Annotated in this window: 25 protein-coding genes; 18 read left to right on the plus strand and 7 right to left on the minus strand. The window is 47.9% G+C overall.

What is annotated here, in order from left to right:
* Positions 1 to 372 precede the first annotated feature (372 nt).
* The 9 genes from miaB (at position 373) to AC3RCI_RS11520 (ending at position 9,224) form a co-directional block, all read left to right on the plus strand.
* Complete coding sequence (gene miaB, locus AC3RCI_RS11480) at positions 373 to 1,929, plus strand: tRNA (N6-isopentenyl adenosine(37)-C2)-methylthiotransferase MiaB (protein WP_154893560.1); 1,557 nt, start codon at positions 373 to 375, stop codon at positions 1,927 to 1,929.
* Positions 1,930 to 2,244: 315 nt separating this feature from the next.
* Complete coding sequence (locus tag AC3RCI_RS11485; RefSeq protein ID WP_095287792.1) at positions 2,245 to 2,658, plus strand: YlbF/YmcA family competence regulator; 414 nt, start codon at positions 2,245 to 2,247, stop codon at positions 2,656 to 2,658.
* A gap of 299 nt (positions 2,659 to 2,957) precedes the next feature.
* Positions 2,958 to 3,383: a PaaI family thioesterase gene (locus AC3RCI_RS11490; protein ID WP_336779664.1), complete on the plus strand. Its 426-nt coding sequence runs from the start codon at positions 2,958 to 2,960 to the stop codon at positions 3,381 to 3,383.
* Between the two features lie 58 nt (positions 3,384 to 3,441).
* A complete protein-coding gene (locus AC3RCI_RS11495) occupies positions 3,442 to 4,245 on the plus strand; it encodes an NUDIX hydrolase (RefSeq protein WP_095287688.1) in 804 nt (267 codons plus the stop codon).
* 69 nt (positions 4,246 to 4,314) lie between these two features.
* Positions 4,315 to 4,878 (plus strand): cysteine hydrolase family protein, encoded by a 564-nt coding sequence (locus AC3RCI_RS11500; RefSeq protein ID WP_127536215.1) that lies wholly within the window; start codon positions 4,315 to 4,317, stop codon positions 4,876 to 4,878.
* Between the two features lie 163 nt (positions 4,879 to 5,041).
* Positions 5,042 to 6,496 (plus strand): nicotinate phosphoribosyltransferase, encoded by a 1,455-nt coding sequence (locus tag AC3RCI_RS11505; RefSeq protein ID WP_127536214.1) that lies wholly within the window; start codon positions 5,042 to 5,044, stop codon positions 6,494 to 6,496.
* Positions 6,497 to 6,878: 382 nt separating this feature from the next.
* Entirely contained in the window at positions 6,879 to 7,532 is a 654-nt protein-coding gene (locus tag AC3RCI_RS11510; RefSeq protein WP_492472410.1) for a hypothetical protein, read from the plus strand.
* Between the two features lie 37 nt (positions 7,533 to 7,569).
* Positions 7,570 to 8,589, plus strand: coding sequence for an acrylyl-CoA reductase family protein (locus tag AC3RCI_RS11515; RefSeq protein ID WP_154893558.1), 1,020 nt, complete (start codon positions 7,570 to 7,572; stop codon positions 8,587 to 8,589).
* 77 nt (positions 8,590 to 8,666) lie between these two features.
* Entirely contained in the window at positions 8,667 to 9,224 is a 558-nt protein-coding gene (locus AC3RCI_RS11520; RefSeq protein ID WP_492529021.1) for a hypothetical protein, read from the plus strand.
* A gap of 97 nt (positions 9,225 to 9,321) precedes the next feature.
* On the opposite strand, the gene AC3RCI_RS11525 is transcribed toward AC3RCI_RS11520, so the two are convergent.
* Positions 9,322 to 9,840: a MogA/MoaB family molybdenum cofactor biosynthesis protein gene (locus AC3RCI_RS11525; RefSeq protein WP_095287682.1), complete on the minus strand. Its 519-nt coding sequence runs from the start codon at positions 9,838 to 9,840 to the stop codon at positions 9,322 to 9,324.
* A gap of 170 nt (positions 9,841 to 10,010) precedes the next feature.
* Here AC3RCI_RS11525 and AC3RCI_RS11530 point away from each other — a divergent pair, with 170 nt between their 5' ends.
* The 7 genes from AC3RCI_RS11530 to AC3RCI_RS11560 all read left to right on the plus strand — a co-directional run bounded on the left by AC3RCI_RS11530 (position 10,011) and on the right by AC3RCI_RS11560 (position 16,899).
* A complete protein-coding gene (locus AC3RCI_RS11530) occupies positions 10,011 to 11,069 on the plus strand; it encodes a CobW family GTP-binding protein (protein ID WP_492529023.1) in 1,059 nt (352 codons plus the stop codon).
* A 67-nt stretch (positions 11,070 to 11,136) separates the two neighbouring features.
* A complete protein-coding gene (locus AC3RCI_RS11535) occupies positions 11,137 to 11,472 on the plus strand; it encodes a four-helix bundle copper-binding protein (protein WP_095287680.1) in 336 nt (111 codons plus the stop codon).
* A 623-nt stretch (positions 11,473 to 12,095) separates the two neighbouring features.
* On the plus strand, positions 12,096 to 13,823 hold the full coding sequence (argS, locus tag AC3RCI_RS11540) for an arginine--tRNA ligase (RefSeq protein ID WP_492529025.1): 1,728 nt from the start codon (positions 12,096 to 12,098) through the stop codon (positions 13,821 to 13,823).
* Between the two features lie 6 nt (positions 13,824 to 13,829).
* Positions 13,830 to 14,897 (plus strand): ATP-binding cassette domain-containing protein, encoded by a 1,068-nt coding sequence (locus AC3RCI_RS11545; RefSeq protein ID WP_492529027.1) that lies wholly within the window; start codon positions 13,830 to 13,832, stop codon positions 14,895 to 14,897.
* The gene (locus AC3RCI_RS11550) at positions 14,894 to 15,604 is read left to right on the plus strand and encodes a hypothetical protein (protein WP_492529029.1); all 711 of its coding nucleotides are present in this window, start codon (positions 14,894 to 14,896) and stop codon (positions 15,602 to 15,604) included. The genes AC3RCI_RS11545 and AC3RCI_RS11550 overlap by 4 nt, the downstream gene beginning before the upstream one ends.
* A gap of 100 nt (positions 15,605 to 15,704) precedes the next feature.
* Positions 15,705 to 16,259 carry a hypothetical protein gene (locus tag AC3RCI_RS11555; protein ID WP_492529031.1) on the plus strand — a complete coding sequence of 185 codons (555 nt, stop codon included), beginning with the start codon at positions 15,705 to 15,707 and terminating at the stop codon, positions 16,257 to 16,259.
* Entirely contained in the window at positions 16,252 to 16,899 is a 648-nt protein-coding gene (locus AC3RCI_RS11560; protein ID WP_492472403.1) for a YdcF family protein, read from the plus strand. Before AC3RCI_RS11555 ends, AC3RCI_RS11560 begins: the two co-directional genes overlap by 8 nt.
* A 51-nt stretch (positions 16,900 to 16,950) precedes the next feature.
* On the opposite strand, the gene AC3RCI_RS11565 is transcribed toward AC3RCI_RS11560, so the two are convergent.
* The 5 genes from AC3RCI_RS11565 to AC3RCI_RS11585 all read right to left on the minus strand — a co-directional run bounded on the left by AC3RCI_RS11565 (position 16,951) and on the right by AC3RCI_RS11585 (position 22,712).
* The gene (locus tag AC3RCI_RS11565) at positions 16,951 to 17,124 is read right to left on the minus strand and encodes a hypothetical protein (RefSeq protein WP_186811973.1); all 174 of its coding nucleotides are present in this window, start codon (positions 17,122 to 17,124) and stop codon (positions 16,951 to 16,953) included.
* A 17-nt stretch (positions 17,125 to 17,141) separates the two neighbouring features.
* Positions 17,142 to 17,942 (minus strand): DUF4097 family beta strand repeat-containing protein, encoded by an 801-nt coding sequence (locus AC3RCI_RS11570; protein ID WP_154893551.1) that lies wholly within the window; start codon positions 17,940 to 17,942, stop codon positions 17,142 to 17,144.
* Positions 17,939 to 18,634, minus strand: a complete 696-nt coding sequence (locus AC3RCI_RS11575; RefSeq protein WP_336779676.1) for a TetR/AcrR family transcriptional regulator — start codon at positions 18,632 to 18,634, stop codon at positions 17,939 to 17,941. Before AC3RCI_RS11575 ends, AC3RCI_RS11570 begins: the two co-directional genes overlap by 4 nt.
* Before the next feature lie 229 nt (positions 18,635 to 18,863).
* Positions 18,864 to 20,954, minus strand: a complete 2,091-nt coding sequence (locus AC3RCI_RS11580) for an ABC transporter ATP-binding protein (protein WP_492529033.1) — start codon at positions 20,952 to 20,954, stop codon at positions 18,864 to 18,866.
* A 12-nt stretch (positions 20,955 to 20,966) separates the two neighbouring features.
* Entirely contained in the window at positions 20,967 to 22,712 is a 1,746-nt protein-coding gene (locus AC3RCI_RS11585; RefSeq protein WP_154893548.1) for an ABC transporter ATP-binding protein, read from the minus strand.
* A 494-nt stretch (positions 22,713 to 23,206) separates the two neighbouring features.
* Here AC3RCI_RS11585 and AC3RCI_RS11590 point away from each other — a divergent pair, with 494 nt between their 5' ends.
* Together AC3RCI_RS11590 and AC3RCI_RS11595 are read left to right on the plus strand one after the other, a co-directional pair.
* Positions 23,207 to 23,503, plus strand: a complete 297-nt coding sequence (locus AC3RCI_RS11590) for a HesB/YadR/YfhF family protein (RefSeq protein WP_095358555.1) — start codon at positions 23,207 to 23,209, stop codon at positions 23,501 to 23,503.
* A gap of 125 nt (positions 23,504 to 23,628) precedes the next feature.
* A complete protein-coding gene (locus AC3RCI_RS11595; RefSeq protein ID WP_492529035.1) occupies positions 23,629 to 24,078 on the plus strand; it encodes an NUDIX domain-containing protein in 450 nt (149 codons plus the stop codon).
* Positions 24,079 to 24,161: 83 nt separating this feature from the next.
* Here the strand turns inward: AC3RCI_RS11595 and AC3RCI_RS11600 are convergent, their stop codons facing one another.
* The gene (locus AC3RCI_RS11600) at positions 24,162 to 24,674 is read right to left on the minus strand and encodes an ADP-heptose synthase (RefSeq protein WP_095287670.1); all 513 of its coding nucleotides are present in this window, start codon (positions 24,672 to 24,674) and stop codon (positions 24,162 to 24,164) included.
* Between the last annotated feature and the right edge of the window lie 56 nt (positions 24,675 to 24,730).

The raw sequence follows: 24,730 nt of genomic DNA on the forward strand, positions 1-24,730 counted from the left end.
GGAGCAACTTAAAAAAACCTGAGTACATCCTGGTAAGCTGTTTTACACAGTGAAGGGGTTTGTGCTCGGGTTTTTGTGTATTTTCGTCACGTATGAGGCAGAGTTTGTATGGTAGGATTGTTAAATCAATAGCGGCTTGGAATGTGGAATTACAGCCCAGTTCATGTTATAATTTGATGTAATGCTCTTTTGGTGCAGATTGCATAAAATCGATAAGAATCCAAGAGAGACAACGAAGTTAGAAATATGAGATGGTGACTTTTTGTAGAGCTGCTGCTCATATCGAACGTATATACAACTGCCTGATGCAGCGTGTTGTCTTAAGAACTTGAAACTTTTATTAATAGAGGCTGTAAGGAGTGACCGAAGGAAATGGCTAAAGACTCAAAAAAGGATTACTCCCAGTATTTTGATTTCTCCGATGCCAAAGTAATTTCGCAAGATGAATTCAGCAAAAAGATTCGAATTCGGGGCCGTGAGATCAACATCAAGTCGGAGCCTAATCATCGTCAGGAGAAACAACGGGGCAAGGAAGACGTTCAGGTGCTCTATGAGAATGCAGTACCGGACGAACTGAAAACGATTGGTAAAGGCAAACACTATATCGTATACACCTACGGCTGTCAGATGAACGAGCATGATTCCGAGACCATTAAGGGACTCCTGGAATCCATGGGTTATCAGGCAACCGAGGACCGTAAAGAGGCGGACATTATATTGCTGAACACATGTGCCATCCGTGAAAATGCGGAAGATAAGGTGTTTGGTGAGCTGGGTCACCTCAAAACGTTGAAGACGGAGCGTCCAGGACTGCTGCTCGGCGTATGCGGGTGCATGTCCCAGGAAGAAGGTGTCGTGAACCGGATCATGCAAAAGCATGGCTTTGTGGATATGATCTTTGGTACGCATAACGTTCACCGATTGCCGCATCTGATTCAGGAAGCACTCTTCAGCAAGGAAATGGTTGTTGAGGTTTGGTCCAAGGAAGGCGACATTATTGAGAACCTGCCGAAGAAACGTGAAGGCATGCGCGGCTGGGTGAATATCATGTATGGCTGTGACAAATTCTGTACATATTGCATCGTTCCATTTACACGGGGCAAAGAGCGCAGTCGCAGACCGGAAGATGTAATCGCCGAGGTTCGTGAGCTGGCAAGACAGGGATTCAAGGAAATCACATTGCTTGGACAGAATGTGAATGCTTATGGCAAGGATTTTACGGATCTGAAATACAGCTTCGGTGACCTGATGGACGATATTCGCAAAATCGACATTCCGCGTGTACGGTTTACAACCAGTCACCCACGGGATTTCGATGATCGACTGATTGAGGTGCTTGCCAAGGGTGGAAACCTGGTGGAACATATCCACCTCCCAGTACAGTCTGGCAGCACAGAAGTGCTGAAGCGAATGAGTCGTAAGTACAGCCGTGAACACTATCTCCAGCTGGCGGATAAGATTAAGACGGCCATCCCTAATGTCGTTCTGACCACGGACATTATCGTTGGTTTCCCAGGTGAGACAGATGAGCAGTTCGAAGACACGTTGTCACTGGTGCGTGAAGTAGGGTATGACTTTGCTTATACCTTTATCTATTCTCCTCGCGAAGGTACGCCTGCTGCGGTGATGGAGGATAACGTGCCGATGGAAGTGAAGAAGGAACGCTTGAAACGCCTGAATGAAACCATCAATGAATACAGCCACAGAAGCAATGAACAGCAGCGCGGCAAGATCGTTGAAGTACTCGTCGAGGGTGAGAGCAAGCGAAATTCCAACGTCCTTGCAGGACGTACACGCAGTAATAAGCTGGTACATTTCGAAGGACCCAAAGAATTGATCGGTACATTTGTGAACGTGGAAATTACCGATCCGATGACTTTTTATATCCGTGGCAACCTGCTCACCGAGCCGGTAGCCGCTAATCAGTAATACACAACACAACCGAATAAGATGAGTTAGTGTGGCTTGATATTGGGTTTTGGACGTTACAGCGAAAGTAGCGCAGGGGACGGAATCGATTCTGTAGAAGCGGCAGCGTTCGCCTTTGTCTCGTAGTTTTAACATTTGATAAATTTAATCAGGGAAACTTGGGGACAACAGCGATCGGAAGAACGATCCGTAACCGTAGCGGTAATTAGCAGTCGTATAGAGCTAATATTGCCAGGAATTCATCTTATAATATCTCATAGAAATGGAGCGATTTCAGTGGCGCAGGAAGAAGAAGTGCAGTACAACCATTATGGAATGCCTACCTACGATACGCGCAATCTGGTCATACGCGACGACATTATGGGAAAAGCCAAAGAATTGGCTGATATGCTCGGCACAAGCGAGGAAGTAAGACATTTCCAACAGGCTGAGTCCAAAATTCGCGATCATGAGCGTATCCAGCAATTGATTGCAACAATTAAGAAGAAACAGAAGGAGATCGTTGCCTTCGAAAGCTTCAAAAATGCAGAGATGGTCAGCAAAATAGAACAGGAAATTGAAGAATTGCAGGATGAACTGGACAGCATCCCATTGGTTACCGAGTTCCAGCAGAGCCAAAGCGATATCAACTACCTGCTTCAACTTGTCATCTCTGTCATTCGGGATACCGTGTCCGAAAAAGTGAATGTGGAGGCAGGCACGGATTCACCTCCGACCAGCTGCGGTTAATGGACAAGAAGGGTGCGGACGCGGTCCGTGCCTTTTTTGACTTATAGGAACAGGGAGCTAACACAATCGATCTTGAAATACATTTCGAAGAGCTCCACGCTGTGGGGTTCTTTTGTGCGTGTACGGTTGACGAACGCCTTTACAGGAATAAGACCAGGCTGGCAAGAGCAGGCTTATTAGTAATGAACAACCGTATAAAGGAGATAGCATCCGAGAGTCCATAGCAGAATTACAGGTACAATGAAAAATATAGACAACTTAGTCGATAACATTAATGTGCAACAAAGGGGAAATGGAAAATGGATATTTTGGATAAAATGGTCGAAGAGGGCAATGAACGATTCTGGGGGTTCCTGGGTTGTCGTTATATCAAAGGGAATGAAAAGGAAGTACAGATCGCATTAACGGCTGGCGAACATCATACGAATTCGATGGGGATTATTCACGGCGGAGTGCTTACTTCCCTGATGGATCAAGCGATGGGGATGGTAGCCACAGCAGCAATGGCCGTGGACAGCTGTGTGACGACCAATCTGAATGTACATTTTCTGGCACCGATGAAACAGGGTGAGTTAATGGTGACAGCAACGGTGCTGCACCAAGCCGGACGGAGTCTCACCGCCCAAGCGGAAATTCGTGATACATCAGGTACATTAGGATGTATGGCAACAGCCACGTTCCGTGTGGCACGATCAAAAACGCCAAGTACAGAATCCAAAGGTTGACAAACGATATTATTATGTCATAATGAGATTATCAAAATGAAAGTAGTCGGTGGTGCCCATGAGCGAAAACTACGAACACGTCAATGAAGAGAACGATGAACAGGCAGCACTTGCCTATAGTTCCAAGAAATATCGTACCCCCGATGGCGTTCCTGCGGATATCGTGATGTTCACCTTAACCAAGAGAGAACGCAAGACGGTAACCAAGACACTTCCTATTCGTGAACTGAAAGTGATGTTGATCAAGCGCAAAGGCTGGCCTTTTGCAGGTCGCTGGGCTTTGCCCGGTGGATTCTGTCAGGAAAATGAGTCCATCTATGATGCTGCCAAGCGGGAGCTAATGGAGGAGACCGGTGTCGACGGCGGACATCTGGAATATTTAAATGTATATAGTCAACCCGGACGGGATCCGAGAGGATGGATTATCTCCCACGCCTTTTTCGCGCTTGTAGAAGAATGGATGCTGGAACATCGCCAGGCGGCGGATGATGCTGAAGATGTGGGCCTGTTTACCATACAGGAAGCATTGCAGGAGCTGGAGCTTGCCTTTGATCACCGGACAATCATTGAGGATGCATATCGCCGCATACAGCAGCAGATGCTGGAAACGACGATTGCACGACAGTTTCTGCCGCGTGATTTTACGTTAAGCGAACTGTACCAGGTCATTCAGAGTGTGGTTCCTGATTTTGAAGAACCAAACTTCATTCGAAAAATCACTTCCACTCGCAGTCGAAAAGGGATTGTGGAAGAGGTACGAGACGAAGAGGGGAACCTCCTAAGTTCCAACCAGTACTCACAGCGTCCGGCACAGCTTTATCGTTTCACGGAACTTGTACCCCGTCTGTCGATCTATACTTAATTTCGGAAGTTTATCATTAAGGAGTGTATCTGGATCAACCCAACCTATTCTCAAAAGGGAGTGTGGACGATGAAAGCACTAATTGTGATTGATTTTACCCGTGATTTCGTGGACGGATCCTTGCCTGTAGGTCAGCCCGCGGTTGACATTGAGGAGACGGTTGCCGCGATAACGGAAGCATATTGTAATAATAAGCATGAAGTTATCATGGCAGTTGATCTGCATGAAGAGAGTGATCCGTACCATCCGGAAACGGCTCTTTTCCCACCGCATAATGTTAGAGGAACTGAAGGAAGGCAGCTATATGGCCGTCTGGCACAGGTGATGCAGGAACGTCATGAAGATATTCGGTGGATGGACAAAACAAGATACAGCGCATTTTCTGGTACGGACCTGGAACTCAGGCTGCGTGAACGCGGGATTACAGACATCGCACTGATCGGGGTATGTACGGATATTTGCGTTCTGCATACGGCAGTGGATGCGTACAACAAAGGTTTTCACATTACGGTGTATGAAGATGCCGTTGCCAGCTTCAACCCGGCGGGACATGAATGGGCACTCGGACATTTTCAGTCAAGCCTTGGAGCTCAGGTCATTAAGGCCAGTGAGACTGTACTTGCAAGGGCTTAGCCTGGCGTTCAGTGATGGTGTTAATAAAATGATGAGCAGGAAATAATCCGGAGACTCGTATCCTAACACATGTTCTGATACAAAAGTAAGGAGTCTCCATATGTTGACCCGAGTGCACAGGATACACTTGTGTAACGAGCGGAAGTCAGAGAGGATGAGACAAATGCAGACGACTAGCCTGGCTTTACATACGGATAAATATCAAATTAATATGATGTATGCACACTGGGTGAATGGAACTCACAAACGAAAAGCGGTGTTTGAAGCTTATTTCCGCAAGCTTCCTTTTGGTAACGGTTATGCCGTATTCGCCGGATTGGAACGGATTGTGAACTATATCAGCCAACTTCGCTTCACCATGGAAGACATCAAGTATTTATCCAAACAAGAGGAAAATTACGATCCGGTCTTTCTGGAAGAGTTGCTCCAGTTTTCATTTCAGGGGACAATTCATTCCATGAAGGAAGGAGCGCTCGTTTTCCCTGATGAACCGCTCATTCGGGTAGAAGGCTCCATTATGGAGACCCAACTGGTGGAGACGGCAATACTTAACTTCATGAACTATCAGACCTTGATTGCAACGAAGGCGTCACGGATCAAACAGGTGGCGAGTCAGGACACCCTGCTTGAATTCGGAACCAGACGGGCTCAGGAAGCCGATGCAGCCATATGGGGTGCACGTGCATCATATGTCGCTGGGTTCCACGCAACGTCCAACATGCTGGCAGGAGAACGTTTTGGCATTCCGACAGCTGGAACACATGCCCACTCTTGGGTACAGAGCTTCATGAGTGAACAGGAGGCGTTTGACGTCTATGCCAAAGTGCTGCCTGATCAGGTGACCCTGCTCGTAGATACCTTTGATACGCTGAACAGTGGAGTACCTCATGCGATCAAAACGGCCAAAATGCTCGAAAGCCAGGGCAAGAAAATGAATGCCATCCGGCTGGATAGCGGTGACCTTGCCTACCTGTCCATTCAGGCACGTCAAATGCTGGATGAGGCAGGACTGGATTACGTTAAAATTGTGGCGTCGAATGACCTGGATGAGAACACGATCTTCAACCTGAAAGCTCAGGGCGCTCGCATCGATACATGGGGCGTGGGTACACAGCTGATTACAGCATCCGACCAGCCATCCCTCGGCGGGGTTTACAAGCTGGTCGAACGTGAAGTGGATGGTGCCATGCTGCCGACGATCAAAATATCGGCGAATCCCGAGAAGGTATCCACCCCAGGCAAAAAAGAAGTATTCCGGATCATTGATCCGAAGCATGGTAAGGCCATTGCAGATTATATCTGCTATCCTGGAGAAGAACAGCCGCTTCAGGGCGGGCCGCTCAAGCTGTTCAACCCGCTACACCCGTATCTCAAAAAGACCGTAACGCGCTATGAAGCGGTAAATATGCTTGAACCAATCTTTGTGAATGGGTTGAAAGTATACGAGCTGCCTACCCTGGATGAAATTCGTAGCTACCACCGTGAACAGATGGATCTGTTCTGGCCAGAGTATTTGCGTAAACTCAATCCGGAGATTTACCGTGTGAACATCAGCCCAGCAGCATGGAATATGAAGCAGAAGCTGATTGCTGAACACGTACAATTCACAGAGGAATGAGAACGGAAGAAGGCATAATCGGTATATTTACCGGGTTATGCCTTTTTGGTTTCGGATTTGTTTTGGTAACCGTTCATCGGCTTCAGGCTTGGTTTTACGAATTCATGCGGCTGTGTCCAACGTCACGACAGATGGGCTAGGAGCCACAGTATACTAAGGGTTGAAGACGGAATGTAGTTGGACATGGGCATAATTATTTCTCGGGAAATGGAAAAATCCTCCAAAATTCTGCGTTGTTCACAAGTTATGGATCCGCATAGTCTTAGGAAGTTGCAGGTGGACTGCACGGCCAGGATCCAATTCGCTAGCAATTCTAGAATCTTACGTTTTCTGTTTCAAGCATGCAGCCTCGGGGGATGAAACAGTGAGGGAGGTGTACATCGTGAAATGGATCTTGGGAATGATCTGGCTTGCCTTCTTGGCATATGCATGGATTTGGGCGCCTGGAAAGCCAGTGGGGAGCGATCCTGTGTTCAAAGAGCTGATTACGCTGCAGAGCAAGGAAGCATGGTTGATGACCGTGTTCTCATGGCTGGGCATTTTTCCAGCGATCTTCGCATGTCTTCTGTTAAAAACACCTGTAAACGAGCGTGGAAGCCGTGTGCCTGTTTGGCCGTTCGTGCTCTTGTCTTTTGGCTTGGGAGCCTTTGCACTGCTTCCTTATTTCGCATGGTCTTCACCAAAGCGGAGTAGACGGGGAACGGAACATCTTCATTTTGGCTATCGCCGCAGCTCGATAATTGGGCGGATTGCAGGACACAAACTGACTCATGGTATACTTTTATTGTTGACGGTGGGTACGGCATGCTACGGATTCATTCAAGGCCATCCGGCTGTATATATGGAAGCATTCAGGCAATCTTCCTTTGTACATATTATGACGATTGATTTTGTTGTGCTGACACTGTTGTCCGTTATTGCAATCTATAGGGATGCCGTGTTCAGTCGCAGATCGCGTATATGGGCGTTAACAGGGTTCGTGCCCCTGATTGGACCACTCGTGTATTTGGTAGTGGATAGAAGAAGTGCAGCTTAAGATCAGAAAAATCAAAAATCATAAGGAGAGGATTTACATGGAGAATACGTTTCCGGCATATGTCATCCGAAGTCAAGAACAAGGCGGAGTTAAGGCATCTGTAGAACAGTTGAAAAAAGAAGATCTACCGAATGGAGATGTGACTGTACAAGTACAGTACTCCAGTGTCAATTATAAGGACGGACTCGCTACAATCGAAAAAGGGGGAGTTGTTCGTGAATATCCCATGGTACCTGGGATCGACCTGGCAGGTATGGTAGAAGAGTCCGTAAGTGGACGATTTGCTCCGGGGGACCGGGTGATCAGCACAGGTTTTGAGCCAGGGGTGTCCCATTTTGGAGGCTACAGCAGATACGCTCGTTTACGGAGCGAGTGGCTGGTTCCGCTGCCACCGGGTCTCAGCGAGAAGGAAGCGATGGCAATCGGTACAGCTGGTTTTACGGCAGCTATGTCGGTTGATGCTTTACTTCAGGCAGGGGTTACACCAGACATGGGCAAGATTTTGGTTACGGGGGCAACCGGCGGCGTTGGGAGTATGGCCGTGGCCATTTTGGCGAAGCTTGGCTTTGAAGTAACGGCTAGTACTGGGAAAAAGAAAGAGCAGGAGAAGTTGCTTATAGATCTGGGCGCCTCACACGTTATTACACGCGAAGAAGCTGACGCCCCGGCCAAAGGGGCGATGGGCAAACAGCTGTGGGCAGGGGTTGTTGATCCTGCCGCAGGCCCTGCACTGGCCGAACGCCTCAAGCAGGTTCAATATGGAGGTGCAGTTGCCGTATCCGGATTGACTGCTGGATCCCGGTTTGAATCTACCGTTTTTCCGTTTATCATGCGGGGCATTCAGTTAATCGGGATTGATTCAGTGTATTGTCCAATGGAGAGACGGGAACGCTTGTGGAACCTCCTTGGCGGGGATTGGAAGCCGGATCGCGCGCTGGAGCTGGGCATTCAGGAGATCACCTGGGCACAGCTGCCACACACGCTGGAGAACATTTTGCAGGGTGGCGCGGTCGGTCGTACTGTGGTAAATACGATGGCAGACATACCAACCGAATAAGATTCTATTCACCTAGACATGCTAATCCTACCTAAGATTGCCACGAAGCAAGAAGTGGTGTGAAAGGAAGGAAACGTATGCGTGTTGGAAGAAAAGGAACGCAGTGGGTATTAGGACGAGGTTCGAGGTCCTTGTTTGCTGGAGTTATGATCGTAATATGCCTGGGATCACTTGTTGCTTGTTCAAATGAATCTGCTCAGCAGGAGCGAAAGGTGTACAGCGGGCAAGCGACGGAAGAGGGCAATATGAGAGCCAAGAGTCAGGGACACGGCTTAAATGGCCCACTGATACAGGAACTGGATAAAGCTTTTGCCGCCAAAGACATCAAGTTAATGAACAACATGTCCGCAGATGATGGCGAAGGTGGAATCTCCTATATGTACCTGCTGAATGGCAGCGGCCGACATATTGTAAAGGTTCACATTTTTGGTGATCCGGACATACGAACCGCACGAATGAAAGAAATGTACGGTATTTCTGACGAGCAGGCAGTGATTGAAAATGCACTTGGCCAAACAACGGTTCGGAGCAAAGGGTATGTGTCACTTGTATACACCGCTTCAGGTGGGGAGAAGGACATTTATGGAGAAAAGGTAACCCAGGTGTTCCAGCATGTGCTGAATCAGTTGAACTGATCCCAGAGGCAGGAAGCAGCAGCATCGTTAAAACTATTTGTTCATTCATGGGATGAATTAAATAAATGAATAGAAAACGACAAACCCGTCTGATGATTCAGACGGGTTTGTATATTTCACGCATCACATGCCGCAGCTCTGGAATAATGATTTTTTCCATTGCCAGCTTGACTGCACCTTTGGAGCCCGGCATGGAGAAAACAGCTGTTCGTCCAATCGTTCCCGCTACGGCTCTGCTCAGAATCGCAGCTGAACCGATATCCTCTGTGTAACTGAGGAAACGAAAGATTTCACCAAAGCCGGGCAGTTCCTTGTCAAGCAGAGAGGATACGGCTTCATACGTTGTATCTCTGGGAGCGATCCCGGTACCCCCACTGAGCAGGACGGCTTCAATATCATCCCGTACGGCTGCATCCTGCAGAATGGTGCGGATACGCTCGGTTTCGTCTGGCGTAATGATATATTCGGCAATTTCATATCCTGCCTCGGTCAGCAGTTGATGCATGAGTTGTCCGCTGGTATCCGTGTCCTTGGTGCGGGTATCGGATACGGTGACAATCATGCAAGAGACCTTGTCCGGTGCTTCTTGACGATGTTGTTCCACTGAGTTGGTCATGAGACATCCTCCTAATCCATATTTTCTCATAGCATAGACCATTCGTCAGTTTCAGGCAATGCGCCGGAGAGAATTGCTCCGTATTGCACATTGAATGCAGGATGGTGTACACTCGCTAAATATAGAATTAGAATGATTTATACAATGGTCAGCCAGAGAGGTGTATAGCAATGAGCGTAACGAGTGAAAAAGAAAAGTCGATACCAGTATATATATTGTCAGGTTTTTTGGGGAGCGGAAAAACGACGCTTCTTGTGCAATTGATTGAACATTGGCAGCAAGCAGGCTTGCGTCCTGCAGTAGTCATGAACGAGCTCGGTGAGGTAAACCTCGATGGTCAGGTGGTAGATGCTGAAGTACCCATGACCGAAATGCTCGGGGGCTGCATCTGTTGTACGGTTCGAGGCGACTTGGGTCTTCAGCTTGCTGATCTTGTACAGGAGGAGTCGCCGGATGTCATTGTCATTGAAGCGACGGGAGCGGCCAACCCAATGGAAATTCTGGATGCCGTGACGGAGACGTCCTTGTATATGCGTCTTGAGCTGAAAAGTCTCATTACCGTTGTGGATGCAGCACATCTGTCAGGCTTGTACCAAGAGCAGAAGGGGCAGACGTTCAAGCTGATGCAGGAGCAGATTCGCTGTGCCTCGGTACTGATTCTGAACAAAACAGACCGAGTCGGTGAACAGGAAATAAGTGATCTGAGGCAGCTGCTCACGAAGTGGAACGGTTTTGCCCCGGTTATTCAAGCCGTGAGATGTGAAGTCGACATGGATATGCTGCTTCAGAGTGGGGATGGAGTGCATGCCTATCAGGCTGCAGCTGAATCGGATCATCAAGAGGCTGCGACAGAGCACGTCCATACTGAGGCATGTTCAAAGCATGGTTGTGGTCATAGTCATGAACATCATCATGAACATCACTCCCCGCACGCATCACATGAGCATGTTATGGTGTATACGCATTATTTTAACCAGCCGGTGAACAGCGAAGCTTTTGAGCGGTTTATAGCTGGATTGCCGCGGGATGTTTACCGAGCCAAGGGTATTCTCTCCTTTAGTGATACAGCTAGCCGTTTCTGGTTTCAGTATGCGTATCGGGAATCGGACTATATGAAAATCAAACCTCAGGGAGACGTGCCCAATGTGGCTGTGTTCATAGGTGAGCATTTTGACCAGGCTGTCATTCGCCATCAATTGCTGGAAATGGAATCCATAAATCAGGCTTGATGATTCAAGGTTCCTCCGAACTGGGTATTAAGAAGCATAGCAAACTTTGCCTGGGAGGTAACTTTAAATGACACAACAACAATATCAACAATGTATTGATGCTTGCCTGGAGTGCATGAATGCTTGCAATGTATGTTACATATCCAGCTTGAAAGAATACGATCTGGCGATGCTACGGGACTGTATCCGACTGGACCGCGAATGTGCCGAAATCTGTGGATTCGCTGCTCAAGCTATGACGCGTGGAAGTGATTTCATCGCTGAAATTTGCGAACTTTGCGTAAAAGCTTGCGAAGCATGTGCAGCGGAATGCAGCAAACATGAACACGATCACTGTCAGGCATGCGCTGAAGCTTGCCGTAAATGTGCAGAAGCTTGCCGTTTGATGGCAGCAGTAGCTTAAATAGATGCATGAATGAGCGGCCAAATGGATTTAAATAGGATTGGCGCAATCCCCTCTTGAAATTAACGCAGAGTACATCAAACCAGATGTGCGGATACGTTGCAATCAGGAGGGGATTTTTGCGATGACGAGCACTTGAAAGCATGCACCTCAAATGGGATGCCTACAGAACAGGTTAATAGAAGCGGGGCTGCCTTCATCGGGGAATGTTAATTTTCTACAGGTTGCCAAAGTCAGAAGCGATATGTATAATGATGGCAATGAATTGAAACGATGAATATCCGTGATCGGGAGAGTAACCAGAATCATGCTTAACAGCGAGCCGGAGCAGGTGGAAGCCGGTATGACATGACCTGTGTGAACCGCACCCGTGAGATGGTTATCCGAAGTGATGCTTTTTTGGAGTGAAAGACGAAGCATCTTCATGAGGGTAATCCGGCATGCGGCCGTTATTCGCACCAAGCGGAGCAGCTTCGGGCGCCATATGACATGTGGCAGTACGAGGTTGTTCACCTAGAGTGGTACCGCGGGAACTGTCAGATCAGCTCTCGTCTCTTTTATAGAGACGAGAGCTTTTTTATTTTTATATTTTGTTAATCCATATCAGCAAAGGAGTGTTTATTATGTTAATGAAACAAGCGGCAGCACATCTTGCTCCTCTTACGGGGCTGGAGGAAGAAGAGGTTCTCAAGCTTTTGGAAATCCCGCCACAACCGGAGCTGGGGGATGCAGCATTCCCTTGCTTTGTACTCGCCAAATCACGCAAGAAAGCACCTGCAGCGATAGCTGCGGAGATCGCCGGCGAACTGAAGACAGCAGACTTTACAGCTGTAGCAGCAGGGCCTTATGTCAATATCCAGTTTAACCGGGAAAAGTGGTTCTCGGCATTACTGGAATGGGTGGGCCAACCTTCGTTCGGTAAGCTCAAGATCGGCAAGGATGCACGTGTATTAATTGATATGTCATCTCCCAACATCGCGAAACCGTTCGGAATTGGACATCTTCGTTCAACGGTTATTGGTGCAGCGCTATATCGGTTATACAGTGAAGCGGGATATGTCCCGGTGAGTGTTAATCATCTTGGAGATTGGGGAACCCAGTTTGGGAAACAAATTGCTGCCTACAAACGCTGGGGTAACGATGAAGCGCTTCAGGCAGAACCTATCCGCACCTCCCTTGAACTTTATGTACGGTTCCACGACGAAGCGGAGAATGACCCAACCCTGGAGATCGAAGCCCGTGAGTGGTTCCGCAAACTGGAGCAGGGAGATGAAGAGGCCAGACGGTTATGGACGTTCTTTGTTGAGGTGAGCATGAAGGAATTTGACCGGATGTATGAACGTCTGAATGTGCAGTTTGACCATACTCTCGGCGAGAGCTTTTACAATGACAAGATGGGAGCCGTTGTGGAAGATCTCAAAACCAAGGGTTTGCTGGAAGAGAGCGACGGAGCGTTAGTCGTGCGTTTGGAGGAAGAAAATATGCCGCCTTGCCTGATAATCAAAAAGGACGGAACAACCATCTATCCGACACGGGATTTGGCCACAGCCGTTTATCGTCATGATGTGATGAAGGCAGATAAGCTGTTATATGTCGTTGGGGGAGAGCAAAAGCTGCATTTCAAACAGGTATTTGCCGTACTGTCCCGGATGGGATATGAGTGGGCTGCGAACTGTGAGCATATTCCGTTCGGGTTGATGCGCTTTGAAGGACGGAAGATGTCCACCCGGCGCGGTAAAGTCGTCTTTTTGCAGGAAGTGCTGGATGAAGCGGTTGCTCGGGCTTTACAGATCATTGAAGAGAAGAATCCCCATCTGGACAACGCGCAGGACGTTGCGGAAGCCGTAGGTGTAGGGGCGATTGTTTTTGGTGATTTGCGCAATAACCGGCTGAACGATGTGGATTTCTCTTTGGAAAGTGCGGTCAGTTTCGAAGGGGAGACAGGGCCTTATGTGCAGTACACCTATGCTCGGATCAACAGTGTACTTGCCAAGGTCAAGGACACGAACATTAGTAGTGAGAATGGCCAAGCGACTAGCTCGAATGATCCAAAGATCAATACTGGCGCAAGTCACACAGCAACCGTTGGAGACGCCTCTTGGACGCTGCTTAAGTTATTGGCTGATTATCCGCAATATCTTGAAAAAGCCGTTGAGCGCAATGAACCTTCGGTGATTGCCAAGTATGCAATTGATCTGGCTCAGGCATTCAACCGTTTCTATCACGCTGAACGGATCGCTGATGCCCCCGCTGAAGTACGGCCGTTCCGGGTGAGTCTAACCAAGTGCACAGCTGAACGTATTGTCCGCAGTCTCTATTTGCTCGGCGTCCGGGCACCTGAGCGGATGTGATGTCCTGTGAAATGGGGGAAGCGTAAAACTGGCTGTGAAGCAGATGGTACTAAACTTGATGAAGCAGGCAAGCTGCCCGAAGGGATCTCGCTTCAGCATGTGAGTAAACGTCTCGGAGGCGTATCCATATTGAGTGGGATTAATTTACATGTGGAAGCTGGAGAATGCGCTGTGTTGGTGGGCAGAAATGGTTCAGGTAAAAGCACCTTGCTGCGCACCTTGGCCGGATTCCTGGTTCCTGATCATGGTGTGGTGTGTCAGACGATAAAAGAAAAGAAGATGTACGCACTCGACGGATTGCCACGTTTGCCATTCACTTCAGCCGAATATTTGTGGGAAATGGGCCGGATTCGTGGCATCCGACCTGCGCTGCTGCGACAACGTATAAACGAGCTGAGTGAGATCCTTTTTCTTGGGTCTGCGCTCGATCAGAAATTATCCCTGTTATCCAAAGGAACGCTTCAAAAGGTCAACTTGATTCAAGCGATGCTGCCAGGTCCAGATGGGCTCATGCTGCTGGATGAGCCATTATCCGGCCTGGACCTTCCTGCCCAGGAGGCGGTCGTAACCCTGCTGCAGCAATGGAAAAAGGAAGGTACCTCCATTGTGACAGCTTGTCATGAACCGCTATTTATTGAGCGAATGGCCGATCAGGTCTATGTGCTTCAAAATGGTCGTGTATTACGGCATTGGAAACGCGATGATCTAAAAGAGTTGGGAGAGCCCATTGTCCAAATCCAGAGTTTAATGAAAGGATCGAATAAGGAGCTGCTAAATACATATTCGAAACTTGTTGAACAGGAAGGTGTTTTACAGATCCATCGTCATGGGGAGATGCAGGATCGCAACGAAGCAGTATGGGACTGGAAAGTTGAACGAAGTACCACGGATCATGTGATCCATGAAATTATTGCGGCTGGTGGTTCGATTGTGTCTGTTTTGCAAGAGGAAAGCCGAGTACATATGGAGCGTTTGCTGGAAGGTCATCATCCGGCCGATCATCGGAAGAAAAGCGCCACCGTACCTGCTTCCTCCCATTCTCGGTTGGACACGATGGAAGGAGAAGCTACATGATTCATCTAACCCGGTATTTGCTCAGACAGTACATCCGTTCACAGAAGTATTTTGCACCCGTGATGATGTACATCATCGCCATGCTCCTAATCTACTCATATCAGCCGAACCCGGTGGCGGACAGTTATAGTGTTACGGCCATGCTTCTATTTTTTGGGTCTGCCTGGCTGGGATTGACCGTAATGAACGCAGAGCCAGCAGGGCAAATTCAATTGCTTGTTCTGCATGCAGGGAATAGACGAAAAGTTATCCTAGGCCAATTATGGTGCACCTCGTTGATGCAATGTGCGCTTGTGGTGATCACCGTGCTGTATCCTGTGATGTTTGGTATGTTTGAGAGACCGCCGAGTGGCGGAGAGTGGATGATGGCGTGGTCGGGACATTTGGCATTATCTCTACTGGGTTTAGCTGTAAGCCTGTTCTTTCAAAAATCGTATATTCCCCGGCTTAGTCGCAGTCTCCCTGGATTGATTGTTATGCTGCTTCTTTCATTTGTTCAGGGTTCACTCGCAAGTCATTTGCCAGACTGGCTGCAATGGTTAAGCAAAGTCCTGCCCCCAGCTTTCTATCTTGTGCGTGAAATGATGTTATTTGAAGAAGCGAAGTGGGTAACTGTCTTATTGCCAATCCTCTGGGCTGTAATATACGCATTCGTCCTGTTCTCCGTTCATATATGGCTGGCTGAAAGAAGGGATTTGCGGAGTTAGAAGCCGTTAATCCCTACGACTTGAATGTTGCTCTTTCTTTAGTTACGATAGAGGAACATAAAACGGGAAATGGGTACGGGAATGAAAGGGGCGCTCGCTTTTGCAAAACTCAGACATGCAGCATGGTGACATGCTGGATAGCGAACACTCCAGAGAATTGTTTGCATACTATGGATTAGCTGTTTACTATGGACAGGCTCTTGAGCAGCAGCTCGTCAATCTGATCCTGTTGATGAAAATGTCTCAAGGCAAAGTTGTATCCGATGAAGACCTGGAAGATCTGTATGAGCGGAAAATGAGCAGTTCACTTGGGCAGCTTATTCATGAGGTTAAGCATCACTTTACGTTTTCAAATGAAGAAACCCGTCAATTGAATGAATTGTGGAAGCAGCGGAACAGCATTGTGCACCATTACTTCAAGGAACGAATCCACGAAACCTTTAGTCCTGAGGGACGATCGCGCATGATCAAGGAACTGGAGGATTTCAAAGACCGTGCTCAGGAGCTGGAGATCAGCCTACAACAATACACGGGCGCCTGGATTGCACAGCTAGGATTAAATGCTGAGTCGGCTGCGGCGCTGCGGCGACTTGAACATATGCATTCTGAGAGCTCGCATGCCCAAAGCATGGAAGAGGAGAATCAGCTTGATTGAAGGCAAGGTAGGGGAACGAAAACGGAAAAGAAGAGGAAAGCGAAGCTGGCTGGTCATTGCCATTACATCCTTGGTGCTGATAGGAATTCTCTGGGCCCTAGTTACGGCTTGGCTGATCACGGATTACACATCTGACCAATCGACCAGACAAAGTGATGCAGCTGTCATTCTTGGTGCTGCTGTGGACGGGGATCGTCCTTCACCTGTATTTCGAGAGCGAATTGAACACGCTATTGCATTATATCGTCAGGGTATAATACCCATACTCATCTTTACCGGTGGTTCTGGACGTGATGGGGAGCGCTCTGAGGCGGAAGTGGGAAGGGATTATGCAGTTGAACATGGTGTAGATCCAAGTGATATTCTGATCGAAACACAATCGAGAATCACAGAGGAGAACCTGGTTAACACCATTGCGATTGGAGATCAGGCAGGATACCAAAATTATACAATTATAAGTGATCCGCTGCATATGAAACGGGCCATGAAGCTGGCAAGCGAGCTAGGCATGGATGCTGTTCCATCTCCAACACAAACGACAGCCTATCAGACCTGGCGCAGCCAAATTCCATTTTTGGCACGAGAGACTGTGTTATACATGGGGTATACGGTAAAAGGATGGATAGACAATCTGCAGTAGCCTTCAGGCGAATTGTGGGTTGTCTTTTCTTTTTGCACAACTGGGCAGCTGCTATGTCCCCGGATAATTAATGGCTGCACTAACTAGCGCTGCTACGCCAAATCCGATAAACCACCAGGGCCAGCGCACGATATTGCCTTTGCGTCTGCTAAGAATTAAACAGATAATCCCCATCAATAATACGGCAGTAGCCAAGCTGCTGCCTACAATCCAGCCGATGCTCATGCGTAAATCCCTCCTGTTTATGATAGATGTGCTGAATATTTCCCGACGAGAAATGATCCGCCTCTAACTTTTACTTGAAATGGATACGTACCGTGACCATAAATACGTTGATCGCCGTGATTCTGTAAAACAAGATCACTTTTGAAGCGTCCTCCAGTTTCCTTGAAGTGTAGTTTGAATCCTTCGTCATTGTCCGGAATTTGGACGTCTATATGGCTGCTGGTAGAGACATGGTCCAACGAATGTAGCATAGAGGAAGACTGGATCGTAAGTGTTCTGCCAGTTGTTCGCGAATGAACATAAGTAAATTGTCCATGTAGATGGATGGGAGAAGAGGTCGCATGCAGCATGAGTTGATTGGAATGCAGGTTGACACCATCTATCCGACTGCCGATTGCACGCAAATGAAAGTGTCTTGTATGACCCGATAAGTTCAGCTTGCTTGATGTACAGCGACAATCCAGGTGCTGCGCATCGATGTTGTCAACAGTGATCCGTGTCCCGACGGTTTTCAGAGATATTCGTTTCATTGTGTGGGGAGGGAGAAGGATGCTCAGTGATGTGCGCTGAAAGTTTATGCCCAGCGGGAATGCATTTTTGCATCCGTCGATAATGTGAAGCGTGTTGTCACTAATCCTAGCCTCATAACACCGAGACAAAGGAAAGCGGACACTAGCCCGTTGGACAATGCGAATAAAATCATCCTTATCTGTACCAGTGGCAATATGCACACTACCATGCATCCAATTCAGATTGAGAAAATGAACAGGTGTCTCCAACTTCATTTCTTTACAAATGATAAGTCCATTACGTTTCAATCGTACGCCTCCTCATTTTTTGACCCCCCCTCATTCTCATCGTGTACAAATGCACCAATCTCCTCATGATGTGCCAGAATCCGTTTAATTAATTCATTGTTCACGATGTCTGCCCCAAGTGATCTCATGAGCGTCTGCAAAAAGTGGAGGCGCTGCTTCGTATCTGCGAAGGTGCGGCCAAAGATCGCAGGATTGATCCAGATGTTAACTAGCATCATAAATACTTCGGCCGTTGCCTCGGGATCAGCCGTGCTAATCGATCCATCCGCAATACCCTCTTTCAGGATGTCAGCAATAACGGGTGCGTCGAGTTGAACGGCCTGTTGGATGCCCCTGACAATAAAGAGTGGATTTTTGATCTGAGTTTGAAGAACTCGATCCAGGGAATGGGCCTGTGAATCAGAAAGAACCTGTTCCAGGATATGAACTAATTTTTCTCGTGCTGTGGCTGCATGGGTTTCAATCACCAATTGATCCAGCATGCGCGCCGAGTAGTCAAACTGTTGCTCCATAACTGCATTCAGGATTTCATCCTTGGATTTAAAGTGGTGATATATCGCGCCTTTGGACATACCGAGGGCATCAAGGATATCCTGAATACTCGTCTTCTCAAATCCTTTGTCAGTGAACAGTTGCGCAGCCACGGACAGAATGTGCTGAACGGTCTGTTCAGGGTGTTTGTTCCTAGCCATAGTAACCTCCTAACTCATGATACCGACCGTTGGTATGTATAATAAGGCTAAATAACCCGAATGTCAATAAGAGGAAATATAAAGTGCAATCTAACGAGAGCAGGAAATGCACTTCGCTTTGTTTACAATAGAAAAACGCCCTGTGCGCAGACCGGAAAGTCTGCGCACAGGGCGGGAATAAGAGAACTTTGGACATTGTATAGTCAATGAATGTCTAATGAATAAAGAGTTATAGATTACCTCCAGCCAAGGAAGGGGTTGTAGGAATAACCTGACCTGAGCTGCTGCTCTCATTTCCTCCGCCAACCGCTTGTGCGCCTTGTTGAAGCTGATACATCTGATAATATCGTCCTTGAAGTTCCATCAGTTCATCGTGAGCACCCTGTTCCACAATGCGACCGCGGTGCAGAACCAGAATCTGGTCAGCTGAACGAATCGTTGAGAGGCGGTGAGCGATGATGAATGTGGTCCGTCCTTTTTTGAGGACCTCCAGTGCATTTTGAATCAAGGCTTCCGTTTCGGTATCGATATTGGCCGTTGCCTCGTCGAGAATAAGAATAGCCGGATCGAAGGCGAGTGCTCGGGCGAAAGAAATCAATTGACGTTGTCCGGCAGATAGCGTACTTCCTTTTTCGATAACGGGTTCATCGAATCCCTGAGGCAGATGTGCCAGGATCCGTTCTGCTCCCACGTCACGAAGCGCCTGCTCGATCTGTGCGCGAGTGATACGTTCATCTCCAAGACTTACGTTAGACGCAATGGTGCCGGTGAACAGATATGGATCCTGAAGCACGATCCCCATATGCTGCCGAATCCACTGTTTCGGAAGCTCCTTGACGTTCTGACCGTCGATGGTAATCTTGCCTTTTTGCGGATCATAGAACCTGAATAACAGGTTAATAATTGAGCTTTTACCCGAACCGGTATGACCAACCAAGGCAACAGTTTGGCCCTGGGAGGCTTTGAACGAAATATTGTTCAGCACAAAGTCCTTTTTATATGCGAAGGATACATCGTCAAACACCACATTTCCCTTATACCTCGGCATCGAGCCATCGGTTACAGGTTCTCCCTGTTCGTCCATGAGCTCAAAGACACGTCCAGCGGATACGAGGGAGGAATCCAGGTTCGCCAGTTGGTTGACCATGCCGGTGATCGGCTGGAACAAACGGCCCAGAACATCAACGAATGCATACAGAACACCCAGTGAGATGATACTGGTTCCGCCCAGCACACTGGAACCGAAGTACCATAGAACAACGGCAAATGCGATATTCCGAAGTACATTTACCAGGTTGTGAGAAGTAAAGGCGTTTAAGTTCAGCATTTTGTTCTGATGTTTCATATAATCGTCGTTCAGATCTTCGAATTCCTGTTTGGTCTGCTTCTGGTGACGGAATACGCGAATAATGGACATCCCTTGGATGGATTCATTAATGATCGCATTGATCTCACTCAGCCGTGAACGAATAATGGTATTGTAACGGGTAGCGAATTTACGATAGAGCACAATCCACAGAATCAGCATCGGCACAACGAACAACGAGATCAGTCCGAGGCGGAAATCCAGCAGGAAGAGGGCGACATATACACCTGTAATCGTAATGATCCCTGAGAAAAAGTTCGATAGCACGGCAACGAACAGATCCTTAACGGCTTCCGTATCGTTTGTGACTCTAGAAACGACTTTACCTGCGGGAAGATTATCAAAAAAGTGCACAGGCAGCCTTTGAATATGGGCGTAGACATCATTACGAAGCCTTTGAATAACCTTATTTGCTGAGGATTGCAGCCAGTAGGTTTTACCAAACTCCATAATGACCGAGATCACGAGAAAGATCATGTAATACACAATTAATTGATAGATGCTTGGCATTTCAGGTTTGTAAAAAGCGAAGAGTTCACCAGCGGAAAGCGGCTCTGCCGAATATTGGCCGGTCACTTCACCCGCACGCGTAACCGTTAAAGTTCCATTCTCATATGAACGATCTCCATCGGGTGCAGTTACGGGTTCATTGACGAAATAAAAGCTTTTGCCAGCCTGCAGTACTCTGACTTCGGCACCTTTCACTTCATCGGCTTCGAATCTGCCTTCTCGTTTGTAATTCTTGCCGTTGTATGCAGCGGCTTCGGATGAAGCCTCCGTCTCATAGAACGGCTGTTCAATGGCTAGCAGATGATTGTCAATCATCGACTTGGCGATGAACGGACCGGCGAGCTCAGCGGCTACACCGATCGTTAACATGATTAATGCCGCAATAAAAGTACCTTTGGCTTTCAGGGCATATTGAAGCAGCCTTTTGCCTGTATTCGACTTCAAAACGTTGACCTCCTACGTGGACAGATTGGATTCCACCTGCTGCCGTTCATATTGTTCACGGTACCAGCCGTTCATGGCAAGCAGTTCCTGGTGGGTTCCTTCTTCCGTAATTTTCCCGTGCTCCAGTACGATGATCCGGTCTGCGTGTTCAATGGCGGACAGGCGGTGCGTTGAGATCAGCGTGGTTTTGCCCGAGCGTTTGTTGCGTATATTTTCAATGATTTTGGCTTCCGTTCTTGCATCGACTGCAGATAAGGCATCATCCAGGATCAGAATATCCGGATCGGCAATAAAGGCACGTGCCAGAGATACCCGCTGTTTCTGTCCCCCCGACAGGGCAATCCCCTTCTCACCAACAAGGGTATCCAGTCCATCGGATAATGTACCCAAATCTCCATCAAAGGCTGCGGTACGGATGGCTTCCATAATGACTTCATCACTTGCACCCGGCTTGCCGAATTGAATGTTCTGACGAACCGACTTGGAGAACAGCACCTGCTCCTGCGGAACGTAACCGATCCAGCTGTGTAAGTCATCCTTGGCGATCTCCTGAATCGGATGTCCGGATATGCTTAGTGTACCGGAACCGGCAGGGTATTCATGAAGCAGCTGTTTGAGCAGGGTGGACTTACCGCTTCCCGTACGTCCCACAACACCGAGTGTCTGCCCACGGCGAAGCGAGAAGCTGACATGGCTAAGATTATCGACAGTGGAGCTTGGATAGCGGAATGTCACATCCTGCATCGAAATCTCTTCAGGATTCGTAATATGTGCTGGCTGATCAACGTCCTGGACAGCAGGTTCTACAGATAACGTTTCGTTAACCCGGTCCAGTGAGGCGCTGCCACGCTGCATGAGGTTAATCAGTTCGCCAATGGCAAACATAGGCCAGATCATCATCCCCAGATACATGTTGAATGATACGAGATCTCCGAGGGTAATTTCATTGTGAAACACGAGATAAATCCCGTAGGCTAACGCAATTACATAACTGAGACCGACACACAGCCGAATCGTAGGTTCAAACAGTGCATCCATCTTGGCAACAGCCAGGTTTTTGCGATAAACGTCTTCGGTGACATCAGCAAACCGCTTCTGATCCAGACGTTCCTGAACATAAGCGCGAACGACACGAATACCCGCGATGGATTCAAGAACCTGATCATTCATATCCCCGAACGCATCTTGTGCCAAGGTATAACGTTGATGGACGGCTTTCCCGTAGATCATCATGGCAATGGCGATAAATGGCAATGGCAGAATTGCAGCAAGGGTTAGTTTCCAGCTCACCAGAAAACCCATCGCGAACAATACGGTAGCCAGAAAGGCAGTTGAATCCGTTAGTGTCAGCATGCCGAAGCCTGCTGTGGTAGCAATGGAACGAAGGTCGTTGGTCGCACGAGCCATCAGATCTCCCGTTCTGTTCTTCTCAAAGAAGGGCGGTGTCATCCGCAGCAGGTGATCCATGAAACGCGATCGCAACAAGCGTTCAACCAGATTCGCACCACCAAACAGTTTGTGCATCCATATGTACGTGGTCAGATAGATAATAACGACTGTTCCTAGAATAAGTAAAATGTAACGTGTGAGTGAGGCGCCAGTAATGGAACCGCGCACAATCTCGTCAATGGCATTGCCTAGCAGACGAGGGGGGAGCAGTTCGGCTACACCCACGAGAATGAGCAAAATGACACCAATCAGGTATCGTTTGCGTTCCAGCCGGAAGAACCAGGCCAGGTTTTTGAGTACAGAGAACAAGTGGTATCCCTTCCTTTCAAGTGTCAGTGAAATACGTTATCTACTCATGTGTACCGGTTTCTACCCACAAAAAAAGACATACCGCACGCAGGCGGTATGTCTTGGATATCAATCATACGGCGCATGGCTCCGAGAGCAGAGCCACCGCTGAACATAAGTATCGAAAGTGTGCGCAGCAGTTAACCTTATTCAGGATTACTGCAGTGCTGACTTAAGTACGGAATAACGATTTCGAGGGCGCTCCGGTATTTAATTGTGAGCTAAATAGACCATCCATATGAATGTTAAACACCGTAATCACCCTTTCTGTTTTGGAAATAAATTGAATGTGGATCTCGTATGTTTGCATCTTAACACCGCCTTTTGGGATCTGTCAAACTTTTTTCACAATTGCATGAGCAGCTCTTTTTGTTTAATTCTGTGGTGTAATGTTTGAACTCAAGCCCATCAAGCGATATGATGTAACATATATATAGAGAAGGAGCTGACATCAAATGAGTACCATACATGTATCTGACCGCGCTGCCCGCTGGTATAAAGAGGAACTAAACTTGAACGAAGGAGACAGCATCCGATTCTTCGCGCGTTATAGCTCCGGCGGAGGTCTCCACCCTGGTTTTTCACTGGGAATCGCTGTTGAGGAACCGCGTCACCCGGCTGAACAAACAGAAGTTTCGGGGATTCGCTTTTTTATGGAAGATCACGATTATTGGTACCTGAAAGGCCACAAGCTGCATGTCGATGTAGTGGAAGAAGGACAAGATATCGAATATCGTTATACTGAGGTCTAATCAGGGTTGTTCTCACGATACCTTCAGTTCGACCTGTGTAACGAGGTGAAGGAACTGAATTGAAATGTGTCTAAGCATGGATTGTACCGCTGGCTTCTGCCGGCTTCGAACAGGAGGGATAGGAATTGAATCCGCCAGCCCGAGATTTGGCCCAATATATTGCACATCGCTCCCATATTGTGGTGAAGGCTGCAGTTTGGGCTGAAAACGAACGAGGTGAATTGTTGTTGATCCAGCACGCCGAGCAAGGTCATTGGCGTATTCCCGTTGGACAGATGCGTCCTGGCGAAGCGATTGAAGATACAGCTCATCGGGAATTGTGGGAGGAGACGGGATGGACAGCAAACAGCATGACACTTGAAACACTGCATTCGGGTCCTGACCTGAGACAGCTGCATTCCAGCGGGGATGAAGATTATTACGTCATCGCCCTGTTTCGAGCCCGAATCATTCAGGATCGTCTGGTGGAATCACGAGTAAACAGCGAGGCAGGGTTGAAGTTTTTTGACCCGAGATCACTTCCGGTGCTGAACAGTCTAAGTCGTATGTTGCTTGAACGTAAAATATTGGATTAAACGGCAAGACCAAAGAAGCCTTTCCAACGGGAGAAGGCTTCTTTGGCCTATATCACATGCGCATACAGAACTCTTCAGATCAGCTAGACCTGATCGAGCGGTTCTTCGTCCATCGCAAAATCAAAGTCATCAATATCAAATACTTGCACAGGGGCCGATGACTCTATAATTCGTGCGATCAGTTCAACCTGATCCGTGAGAATTGGGATGCTCAGGCGCTGTGAAGTGAGCAGCAGCTCTGTCTCAATCGGATCGAAATACTCTCCATACTGTGCTGTATCCACCGCATTGATAATGGCGATGGACACCTGATCACCAAACAGGATGGACGGGCTTTTTGCCCAAGGGACGGATAGGGCACGTTCGATCTTCTTCTTATTCAGCGGTTCTTCAAAATAAGAAATGATCTCGTTAATTTTCGATTTTACATGCTGATCATCAGCAGGGTTATCCATCAAAGGATCCGGGCTGACCTGAAATTCATATAACTCCAAGACGGTGGTATAAGGAACAATATATTCAACAGGCGCGGGCGGCGCGAGCAATTGACCGTAAATAGCCACCATCACGGCTTCTGTAATAAACTGACGTGACATGGTACCTGAATCCTCCTGCGGCCATTAATAATTGCGAGGTGAATCAATTTGGTTAT

The organism is Paenibacillus sp. MT124, from assembly GCF_058792755.1.